Origin of the sequence: Nitrobacter sp. (assembly GCF_051535215.1) — a bacterium.
Lineage (GTDB): Bacteria > Pseudomonadota > Alphaproteobacteria > Rhizobiales > Xanthobacteraceae > Nitrobacter.
Map to the genome: position 1 here is coordinate 58,940 of NZ_JBPPLY010000016.1, position 10,096 is coordinate 69,035.

A 10,096-nucleotide genomic window follows, 5' to 3' on the forward strand; every position below is an offset into this window, starting at 1 on the left:
TGTCCTCTCCCGCGGCGGTTAGACAGCCCACGATTGACCGGCGGCTTTTTCCACGCAAGTGGCCAACCGATCCTTGCGGCGAATGTCCGCCGGAAATCTTGTGGAAGCAGGGGATATCAGGCGCGAGGGTGCGCCGTCTTGTAGACCTCCAACAGCCGCTCGCTGTCGATGCCTGTGTAGATTTGCGTGGTCGAAAGCGATGCGTGACCTAGCAGTTCCTGGATCGCGCGCAGATCGCCGCCACGGCTCAAGAGATGCGTCGCGAATGAATGGCGCAGCGCATGCGGCGTCGCGCTGTCGGGCAGACCAAGCGCGCCACGCATCCGCGCCATGACGAGCTGGATGATGCGCGCCTTGAGCGGACCGCCCCGCGCGCCGACGAAGATCGGCCCTTCCGGAGGCAGCGAATACGGACACATCGCGACATAGTCCTGGATCAGCGCCAGCACGTTCTGCAGCACCGGTACCATCCGCGTCTTGTTGCCCTTGCCGGTGACGACCAGAACGTCGCCCGCGCCCGGCTGCGGCACATCGCGACGCTTCAGCCCGAGCGCCTCGGAAATGCGCAAGCCTGATCCGTACAGCAGCGCCATCACGGCGGCGTCGCGCGCCCAGATCCAGGGCTCGCGGTCCTCGCCGGCACGCTCGGACGCATCGGCAAAACGCTTCGCTGCGCTCACTTGAATCGGTTTCGGCAGACTCTTGCCGACCTTCGGGGCACGGACCGCGCCGAGCGCGCCGGCCTTGCCGAGCCCTTCCCGTTCCAGAAATCTGGCGAAAGAGCGCAGGCCCGCCAGCGCGCGCATCAACGACCGGCCGCCGACATCGTCGGCGCGGCGTGCGGCCATGAAGGCGCGGACATCGCTTGCCTCAAGCGCGGCGAAGCACTTCAGCGTCACCAACTCACCCCAGTGCTCGCCGAGAAACGCCAGGCATTGCCTGACATCCCGCGCATAGGCCTCGCAGGTCTTGGGGGAGAGCCTTCGCTCGGTCCGCAGATGTGCAAGCCATCGCACGATTTGCCGCCCCACATCGGGGGCCGCGCAGGCAAGATCGGGTAGCGGCTCTGGAGCGGGCTTGGGCATGATTCGTACCCGTCACGATGATTCCGGCGATTATATCGCGTTGCTTCGTTTATCCTTCGCTAACCCATGGCGTTTTCGAGCGAAACGGAACCCGGTTCGCGTCAAGAAAACGCGTCAAATCAAAATCATGGAGTCCCGCTTCCATCAGAAGCAGGGGCCTCTAAACCGGCGGCTGGCTTCCGGCTGCAACGCCAACTACCTTTAGCCCCGCATCCCACTCGAGCCCGATTCTTCGGATGGATCATTTTTCGCGCAGCCGCCCGGCATCGACATCGACGACTCGCGTCGTCGATGTCCTGGTTCCCGTTGCGATCGATCAGGCTTATTCCTACCGCGTTCCGCACGGCATGGAGATCGCGCCCGGCGACGTGGTCACGGTGCCGCTCGGACCGCGCGAGGTCATCGCCGTGGTCTGGGCCGAAAACCCGTCGCCCGATCCACGCCTGCACAACCGGTTGAAGGACATTGGCGAAAAACTCAGTGTGCCGCCGCTCAAGGCTGAACTGCGCACGCTGATCGACTGGGTCGCAAACTACACGCTGTCGTCACGCGGCATGGTGATGCGCATGAGCCTGCGGATGGGCGAGCACCTCGGACCGGAGCGGGCACGAGCCGGCGTACGACTCAGCGGCGAGCCGCCCCAGCGCATGACGCCGGCGCGACGGCGGCTGATCGCGGTGTTGTCCGATCGCCTGCTGCACGGAAAATCCGATGCCGCGAAGGAAGCGGGCGTCAGCGCCGGCGTGGTCGACGGCCTCGTCGACGAGGGCACGCTGACGATCGAGCCGATGCCGCCTCCTCCGCCGCCACCGCCGCCCGATCCAGATTTCGCCGTTCCCGACTTTTCCCGCATCCAGCGCGCCGCCGTGGACGCCATGCGCGCGCTCGCCGCGAACGGCACGTTCCACGTCGCGCTGCTCGACGGCGTCACCGGATCCGGCAAGACCGAGGTCTATTTCGAAGCAGTCGCCGAAACCATCCGCCGCGGCAAGCAGGCGCTGATCCTGATGCCGGAGATCGCGCTGACCGGGCAGTTTCGCGACCGCTTCGCGGCGCGCTTCGGCGAACGCCCGCTGGAGTGGCATTCCGAACTGACGCCGCGCACGCGCGCGCGCAACTGGGCCGCGATCGCGGCGGGCGAGGCGCAGGTCGTGGTCGGCGCACGCTCGGCGCTGTTTCTTCCCTATGCCGATCTCGGGCTGATCATCGTCGACGAGGAGCACGACCAGGCCTACAAGCAGGACGAAGGCGCGCACTATCACGCCCGCGACATGGCCGTGGTGCGCGCGCATATCGCAAAAATTCCGATCGTGCTGGCGTCGGCGACGCCGTCGGTCGAGAGCGAAGTCAATGCACGCAAGGGACGCTATCAGCGCATCGCGCTGACGTCGCGGTTCGGCGGCCAGCACATGCCACAGATCGAACTGATCGATCTGCGCCGCGAGGCCCCGCCGCGCGGCCGCTTCGTTTCTCCGCGTCTTGCGGGGGAAATTCAAAACGCCATCGAACGGCGCGAGCAGGCGCTGCTGTTTCTCAACCGACGCGGCTACGCGCCGCTGACCTTGTGCCGCGCCTGCGGTCACCGCTTCGCCTGCACGATCTGCGACGCATGGCTGGTGGATCATCGCTTCCGGCAGCGTCTCGTATGCCATCACTGCGGCTTCTCGATGCCGCGTCCACGGCAATGTCCGCATTGCGCGGCGGAGGAATCGCTTGTCGCTGTCGGCCCCGGCGTCGAACGGTTGCAGGAAGAGGCCGCCGCGCTGTTCCCCGACGCCCGCACCATGGTGCTGTCGAGTGATCTGATCACCTCGATCGAGACGATGCGCACCGAACTCAACGACATCGCGGAAGGCCGCGTCGACATCATCATCGGCACGCAACTGGTGGCGAAGGGACATCATTTTCCGCGCCTGAACCTCGTCGGCGTCGTCGACGCCGACCTCGGCCTGAGCAACGGCGATCCGCGCGCCGCGGAACGGACTTTCCAACTGCTCAACCAGGTGATCGGCCGCACCGGTCGCGAGCAAGGCCGCGGAATCGGTTATCTGCAAACCCACCAGCCCGAACACCCCGTGATGAAGGCCCTGGTCGCAAGCGACCGCGAGGCGTTTTACGCCAGCGAGATCGAGGCACGGGAGCGCGCGGGCTATCCCCCGTTCGGCCGCCTCGCCAGCCTGATCATATCCGCAGGCGACCGCCCGACCGCAGAGGGTTTCGCCCGCCAGCTCGCCGCGACCGCACCGATCGACGAATGCGTTCAGGTGCTCGGACCGGCGGAAGCGCCGCTCGCCGTCATCAAAGGCCGCTATCGCTTTCGCTTGCTGGCGAAGTCGGCGCGCGGCGTGGATCTTTCCGGCTATCTGCGCGAGTGGCTCGCCGCGGGACCGAAGACCAAGGGTAACCTCAAGCTCGAAGTGGATGTCGACCCGCAGAGCTTTCTCTAGCTGGAAGCGCTTTTCCGTCATGCCGGGCAACGCGTGAGCCGGCGATCCGAAAGAGATGCACAAGGAACTCTTAACAACCCTGCCGGCCATGTGCTGTAGATCACGCCCGCCTCTGTACAACGGCGCGCCGGGATTGACGGCCTCGGGGTTGGCATTCAATCTGCCGCCGCGCGAGGGCTGAATGCATATCTACTTCCGGGGCAGCGGTTTGCAGCGTCTGCGGTTGGCGTCGGGGCTGGCGCTGATGGCGTTCGCGGCCACGCACTTCGCCAATCATGCGGTCGGCCTTGTCAGCCTCGAAGCCATGCATCGGGTGCAGGAACTGCGGACCGCCGTTACCCGGTCATGGCCGGTGTCGATCATCCTGTTGCTCGCGCTGATCACCCACGTCGCCCTCGGCCTTTATAAATTGAGCCGGCGGGAAACCTGGCGGATGCCGGTCTGGGAGGCTCTGCAGATCGGCATCGGACTTTCGATTCCGTTCCTGCTGTTTCCGCATATCGTCAACACCCGCGTGGCGCATGCAGTGTTCGGTGCCAACGACATTTATCTCTACGAACTGGTCCGACTCTGGCCAGACAGCGCGATCCTGCAAAGCACTCTGCTGGTGCTGGTTTGGGTCCACGGCTGCATCGGCATCCACTACTGGTTGCGGCTGTCCGATTCCTACAGCCGGTTCGCTCCGTTCCTGCTGGTCATTGCCCTGTTGTTGCCTGTGCTGGCGCTGTCCGGATTCGCGGTCGCGGGAATGCGCGCGACCTATATCATGTCAGACCCGGGCGCGTTCGCCGCGCTGAAAGCGCGAACGAACTGGCCGAACGCCCATGATGCGGCGACGATGGCGACGCTGCGCGACATTGTCCGATGGGGATTCGGGCTGCTTGCCGCGACCGCCATCGGCATTGCGTTCCTGCGCTACCGCCGCGAGAGCGCAAAGCGCGGACCGGTCCGGATCAGTTACCTCGATGGTCCGGCGGTCGATCTGACGCCCGGCATGACGCTGCTGGAGATCAGCCGGTCGGCCGGCATCCCGCATGCATCTCTCTGCGGCGGCCGCGGCCGCTGCTCGACCTGCCGGGTCCGCATCGAAAAGGGACTGGAGTCGCTTCCAGCGCCTGATGCCGTCGAGGCCACGACCCTCAGCGCGATCGACGCACCGTCGAATGTGAGGCTGGCCTGCCAGATTCACCCCACCGCGCCTCTGACGATCGCCATCGTCAGCCGGCCCGGCGTCCACAGCCCGATCCACACCGAGTTCTCCGAGATCAAGGAAGTGGTTGCAGCCCACATCCGCGCCGATATCGGCGGCTCCGCGATCGAATTCGCCTCATCCGATCCGGCGGAGGTGGAGGCCTGGCTTCTGCGTCAGTCGCAACATGCCGCGAAGGTCCGCGACGTGGAGCGTTGGGGCTATCGCCTACGGGGCGCCAGGATGGATTACGTCGGAGAGCGGGCCGTCGGCACATGCGTCTACGAACGGGATACCCGGCTCATTTCCGTCTTCATGTTTCCGGAAACGGACTCCGCGCCGATGGCGATCCGCGGCCAGCGCAATCGATACTCGGCGCTGAGCTGGCGGGACGAGACCGGCACCATCTGCTGTTCTGTGTCGCAAGTCACAGTGGAGGTCCTTGAGCATCTGGCAGAGGCCTGGGAGGAAGCGGCTTCCGCGTCGACTGAGTCCGGTGACCCGATGAATCTGGAGCCAACGAGGCACTGCGATGAGTGATCTGTTCCGCCGCGAAGCCATCGAACATGCCACGCAACGGCTAGAGGGCCAGGTTTTCCTGGCCTCGCCGCTTTCTTTGAAGACGCTCGGCCTGTTGCTGTCGGGCATCGTCTTCGCAGCCGCGACCTTCGCCGCGACCGCGACATACGCGCGGAAGACAACCGTGAGCGGGTTCCTGGTGCCCGACCAGGGCATGATCCGGATCACCTCGCAGGCGCAGGGGACCTTGCGAAGCGTCCTCGTCAAGGAAGGCGACAACGTCGAGAAGGGCACTCGCCTCGCCATCCTTGACGTCTCGACCGCGACAGCAACCGGCAATACCGGGGATGCGCTTCTCAAGGGATTTGAATCGGAATCGCTCGCGGCGAAGTCGAGGGCTGAGTCGAAACTGGCGCTGCTGGAACTGGAGCGGGATCAGGCGAACGTTCGGATCAGCAAGAGCCAGAACGAACTTGCCGAGGTGGATCAGCAGATCGAGTTGCAGCAGGAACGGCTCAAGCTTGCGCGCGAGGAAGTGGATCGCGGGGAAGCCATCGCCGCCAAGGGATATTTGCCGAAACGCGAAGTCGATCAGCGTCGGCTCGCCGCGCTGGCAATCGAACAGGATCTCGCCGGCGCGCGTCGTCAGAAGGCGACGGTGGAGCGCGAACTTGCGGACATCAAGAGCCGGCTGGTTTCGATTCCCTTGGAAATCAAAGCCGCCCGCTCCGACGCCGACGTCGCCCGGGCGACGCTCGAGCAGCGCCGAGCCGAATCGGAAGCGCGGCGCCTGCAGTTTTTCGTCGCGCCGACCGGCGGACGGATCGCCGCGCTTCCCGTCAGCGACGGCCAGGCGGTCGCAGCGGGCGGCATGGTCGCGGTGATCATTCCTTCGGGAAGCGAGATCGAGGCCGAACTGCTGGCGCCGTCGCGCGCGATCGGCTTCGTCCAGCCGGGGCAACAGGTCGAACTCAGTCTCCAGGCCTTTCCCTATCAGCGATTCGGAACGGTGCGCGGGACAGTGAGAACCGTCTCGAGCACGGTTCTGGGCCCGGCGGACGTCGGCTTTCCGGGTCTCGATATCAAGGAACCGGTATTCAGGATTCGCGTGTCTCTCAGCCGTAGCACCATGGAAGCCTATGGCCAGTCCGTGCCGATGCAGCCGGGAATGCTGGTGTCGGCTGAAATCGTCTTCGAGCATCGAAGCCTGCTGCGCTGGCTGTTCGATCCGATCTATGCCGTGGGTCGCCGCGCATGAACATTCTCCGAGAACTCAGTCTGGGCAGGCGCACCCTTCCCGTCATGATGGCGTCGGAGGCCGCGGAATGCGGCCTCGCCTGCCTCGCCATGATCTCGCGCTATCACGGCCACGATGTCGATCTCAATGCGCTGCGCCAGCGGTTTGCGGTGTCGATGGCCGGCGCGTCGCTGAAAAGCCTGATGGGGATCGCCGATCAGCTCGGATTTTCGACGCGCGCCATCCGGGTCGAACTGTCGGCGCTGCCCAAGGTTCAGCTTCCCGCCATCGCGCACTGGGACCTCAATCACTTCGTGGTGCTGAAGTCGGTGTCGTCAAAAGGCATCACCGTCCACGATCCGGCGGTCGGTCTTCGCACTTTCACGATGGAGGAGGCCTCCAAGCATCTGACCGGCGTGATCCTCGAACTGGCGCGGAGTGAAACCTTCGAGCCGCTCGAAGCGCGCCTGCCGATGAAGCTGTCGCTGCTCTGGTCGAAGATGCATGGCTGGGGCTGGGCGGTTGCGCAGGTGCTGATCCTGTCGGTCGCGCTGCAGATCGCAGCTTTCGTGATGCCGCTACAGATGCAGCTTGTGGTCGACGAGGCGCTCGCGCAATCCGACCACCAGTTGCTGACGGTGATCGCCCTGGGATTCGGCGCTCTCGTCATCATCCAAGCCGGGCTTGAGGCGATCCGCGGCTGGGCGCTGCGCATCTTCGGCCAGCTCCTGAGCTTCCAGATCACCGGCAATCTCGTACGGCACCTGCTGCGGCTGCCCAACGACTACTTCGAGAAGCGACACGTCGGCGACATCATCTCGCGCCTCGGTTCGGTCAAGCCGGTGCAGGACGCCATCACGCAAGGCGTGATCGGCACCGTCATCGACGGCATCATGGCTCTGATCGCCGGATTCATCCTGTTCTTCTATTCCACGGCCCTCGCACTCATCGTCATTGTCGGCGTGCTCATCAACCTCGGCATCACGCTGGCGCTGTTTCCCGGCACCAAGCGCCGCATGGCCGAGTCCATCGTCGCCGAGGCCAAGGAGCAGTCGCACCTCATCGAGACCATCCGCGCCGCGACGACGCTGAAACTGCTGGGGAGGGAATCGATACGGGAAGCGACCTGGCGAAATCTGCACGTCGAGACCACCAATGCCGGCATCGCCGTCGGCCGTTACCAGATTTCGCAGACCTTTCTGCAATCGGTCGTCACCGGCCTGCAAACCGTGATCGTGATCTATGTCGCCGGCGTCACCATCCTGTCAGGCGCAGGCTTTTCAGTCGGCATGATCTTCTCGTTCCTGTCCTACCGGCAGACCTTCACCGACCGCGCGATGGCGCTGGTCAACCAGATGGTCCAGTTCCGGCTGTTGCGGCTGCATCTCGACCGCCTCTCCGACATCGTGACGACGCGCTCCGAGGTCACGCAAGGCCTGCCCGGCCCGCTGGTCAATCAGGGGCACATGCGGCTGAAGGACGTCTGCTTCCGCTACGGCATCAGCGATCCGCTGATCCTCGAAGACGTCAACCTCGACATCAAGCAGGGCGACTACGTCGCCATCCAGGGCGGATCCGGCGGCGGCAAGACCACGCTGCTCAAGCTGATGCTCGGACTGATCCATCCGACCGACGGCACCATCGAACTCGACGGACACCGCGCCACCCCCGAGCGCTGGCGAAGCTGGCGTCAGAGCGTCGGCGTCGTTGCCCAGGACGACCGTCTGATGTCCGGCACCATCTCGGAAAACATCGCCGGCTTCGACCCGAACCTCGACATGGAGCGCGTTGTCGCTGCCGCTCACGCCGCGCGCGTGCATGCCGACATCATGCGCTTCCCCATGCAGTATCTCAGCCTCGTCGGAGACATGGGCTCGACGCTCTCCGGCGGGCAGCGGCAGCGCGTGCTGCTGGCGCGGGCGCTGTATCGCCAGCCGCAGATCCTGATTCTCGATGAAGGCACCGCGAACCTCGACGAGCAGAACGAGGAGTTGATCGCGGATCTGATCGACCAGATGAATATCACCCGCATCGTGGTCGCGCATCGCCCGGCGCTGCTGCGGCGCGCGCGGCGGGTGTTCACCGTTCAGAACCGAGGATTGGTGCGCGTCGGCGGCACCGAACCGTTACCCCGCGAGGCGCTCACGGACGTAACCCCGCTGTCCGTCGCGCCGCCCGAGCCAGCCGAATGAGTGAGCCCGCTGACAGGTCCACACACCAGACCTGAAGCCTTCGCTTCTGATGGAATCGGAAGTGAGGCTCCACGATTTTGTTTTGACGCGTTTTCTTGACGCGAACGGTATCCATCTTCGGGTCAAACCCGACGACATGCTTCGCCCGCTATAGTCGCGAGCGTGTGCCGGCGGTTTGCTGACCAGGCGTCCGCTTCGCGCGAAGACGCCCGCACTGACGTTAGCGCCTACATCACCTGGGCGACCACGCGGCCGACACCACGGCCGGTCAACCCGATCGCGCGGGCAGCGCCTTTCGAAAGATCCAGCACGCGGCCCCGGATGAAGGGACCGCGATCGTTGATGGTGACCACCACGCTGCGGCTGCCATGGGTGACCCTCAGCTTGGTCCCGAACGGCAGGCTGCGATGGGCTGCGGTCATGGCATTTTGATTGAAGCGCTGACCCGACGCAGTGCGGCTGCCGGATTCACTTCCATAGTAGGAAGCCACGCCGGAGAATGACCGCCCTGAACCTGCAGACCGCCCAATGGATGCATTGGCGTTCAGCCAGGGCTGCGCGCCCCAGGATTGTCCCCAGGACTGCTGTCCAGCGGCGCTGGGGCCGGCGGCATGGTGCGCCCGATGTTGTTGATGATGATGGTGGTGGTAATGATGGCGCGAGCGGGCCGATGCCTCGCTTACGCTCCCCGCAATCAAAACAGTTGCGGCGATCATAGCGACCGCCATGCGCGGCCGAACTAGAATCCCCCACGTCGACTTTTGCGAGTGCAACATATTGAAAGTCCCCTGAGCAGTATTGCCGCCCCTGCGACAAGTGAAAGCCATGGCCACTGAGTCGCCGGAGGGTTGATCCTGCAACTAAGGCGTAAAATGGGCAGAGTATTGCTTCATGTTTCGGATGAAATATCTTTTGATCGAGTGACCTCGGCTCACTAATCAAATTAATACATATTTTTATGAGTCATATACGATAATATACTTGTTACTACTGTAAAAGGAAGTCATGCCGGGACATCGGCAATCGTTCGGCAAGTACTGCATGACGTTTCGGCGTCATGCCTGCCGGAAAGAGTGTCGGAAGCCCCTGCGACACAGGATGAACTGCGTTTGACGAGACGCTTGCCCCGCGCATCGCAATTACTGCGCGACAGGAATTTCCCCGGATGCGCGCGGCGCGACGCGAATGGTCCGTCGGGTTGATCGCACCCATGCGACAAGGCATCGCCGTGCGCTGCCGTCATGTTGCACCTGCGCGCGCGCTATGTTAGCAAAGCCGCGATTTTAACGCTGCCGACACATTTGTGTCGGTCGGAAATCGAAGTCCCTCTTGAATTCCAAGGGCTTGGGCCGCAATCGCGCCGCGTGTTTGGCGACGGCTTTTCCCTTGCGAGTTTGACAGCTTGAAGAGCGCTCTGGTGGCTGCTG

The 10,096-nt window shown here is 64.1% G+C and carries 6 protein-coding genes; 4 read left to right on the forward strand and 2 right to left on the reverse strand.

All coding sequences use genetic code 11. The annotated features are described in order from the left end of the window. Positions 1–116: 116 nt before the first annotated feature. The gene (locus ACS3WB_RS13755; RefSeq protein WP_438276057.1) at positions 117–1,085 is read right to left on the reverse strand and encodes a tyrosine recombinase XerC; all 969 of its coding nucleotides are present in this window, start codon (positions 1,083–1,085) and stop codon (positions 117–119) included. Positions 1,086–1,321: 236 nt separating this feature from the next. Here ACS3WB_RS13755 and ACS3WB_RS13760 point away from each other — a divergent pair, with 236 nt between their 5' ends. From ACS3WB_RS13760 to ACS3WB_RS13775, 4 genes are all read left to right on the forward strand, one after another. Then, entirely contained in the window at positions 1,322–3,532 is a 2,211-nt protein-coding gene (locus ACS3WB_RS13760; protein ID WP_438276058.1) for a primosomal protein N', read from the forward strand. 181 nt (positions 3,533–3,713) lie between these two features. After that, positions 3,714–5,261 carry a 2Fe-2S iron-sulfur cluster-binding protein gene (locus ACS3WB_RS13765; RefSeq protein ID WP_438276059.1) on the forward strand — a complete coding sequence of 516 codons (1,548 nt, stop codon included), beginning with the start codon at positions 3,714–3,716 and terminating at the stop codon, positions 5,259–5,261. Continuing rightward, entirely contained in the window at positions 5,254–6,498 is a 1,245-nt protein-coding gene (locus ACS3WB_RS13770; RefSeq protein ID WP_438276060.1) for an HlyD family efflux transporter periplasmic adaptor subunit, read from the forward strand. The genes ACS3WB_RS13765 and ACS3WB_RS13770 overlap by 8 nt, the downstream gene beginning before the upstream one ends. Beyond that, on the forward strand, positions 6,495–8,669 hold the full coding sequence (locus ACS3WB_RS13775; protein WP_438276061.1) for a peptidase domain-containing ABC transporter: 2,175 nt from the start codon (positions 6,495–6,497) through the stop codon (positions 8,667–8,669). The genes ACS3WB_RS13770 and ACS3WB_RS13775 overlap by 4 nt, the downstream gene beginning before the upstream one ends. 227 nt (positions 8,670–8,896) lie before the next feature. Here ACS3WB_RS13775 and ACS3WB_RS13780 read toward each other — a convergent pair whose 3' ends face one another. Next, entirely contained in the window at positions 8,897–9,445 is a 549-nt protein-coding gene (locus ACS3WB_RS13780; protein ID WP_438276062.1) for a septal ring lytic transglycosylase RlpA family protein, read from the reverse strand. Between the last annotated feature and the right edge of the window lie 651 nt (positions 9,446–10,096).

Bases quoted from the DNA above. Each gene is read 5' to 3' on its own strand.
- ACS3WB_RS13770 (WP_438276060.1), top strand. From the start codon at position 5,254: ATGAGTGATCTGTTCCGCCGCGAAGCCATCGAACATGCCACGCAACGG.
- ACS3WB_RS13775 (WP_438276061.1), top strand. From the start codon at position 6,495: ATGAACATTCTCCGAGAACTCAGTCTGGGCAGGCGCACCCTTCCCGTC.
- ACS3WB_RS13755 (WP_438276057.1), bottom strand. From the start codon at position 1,085: ATGCCCAAGCCCGCTCCAGAGCCGCTACCCGATCTTGCCTGCGCGGCC.
- ACS3WB_RS13765 (WP_438276059.1), top strand. From the start codon at position 3,714: ATGCATATCTACTTCCGGGGCAGCGGTTTGCAGCGTCTGCGGTTGGCG.
- ACS3WB_RS13780 (WP_438276062.1), bottom strand. From the start codon at position 9,445: ATGTTGCACTCGCAAAAGTCGACGTGGGGGATTCTAGTTCGGCCGCGC.
- ACS3WB_RS13760 (WP_438276058.1), top strand. From the start codon at position 1,322: ATGGATCATTTTTCGCGCAGCCGCCCGGCATCGACATCGACGACTCGC.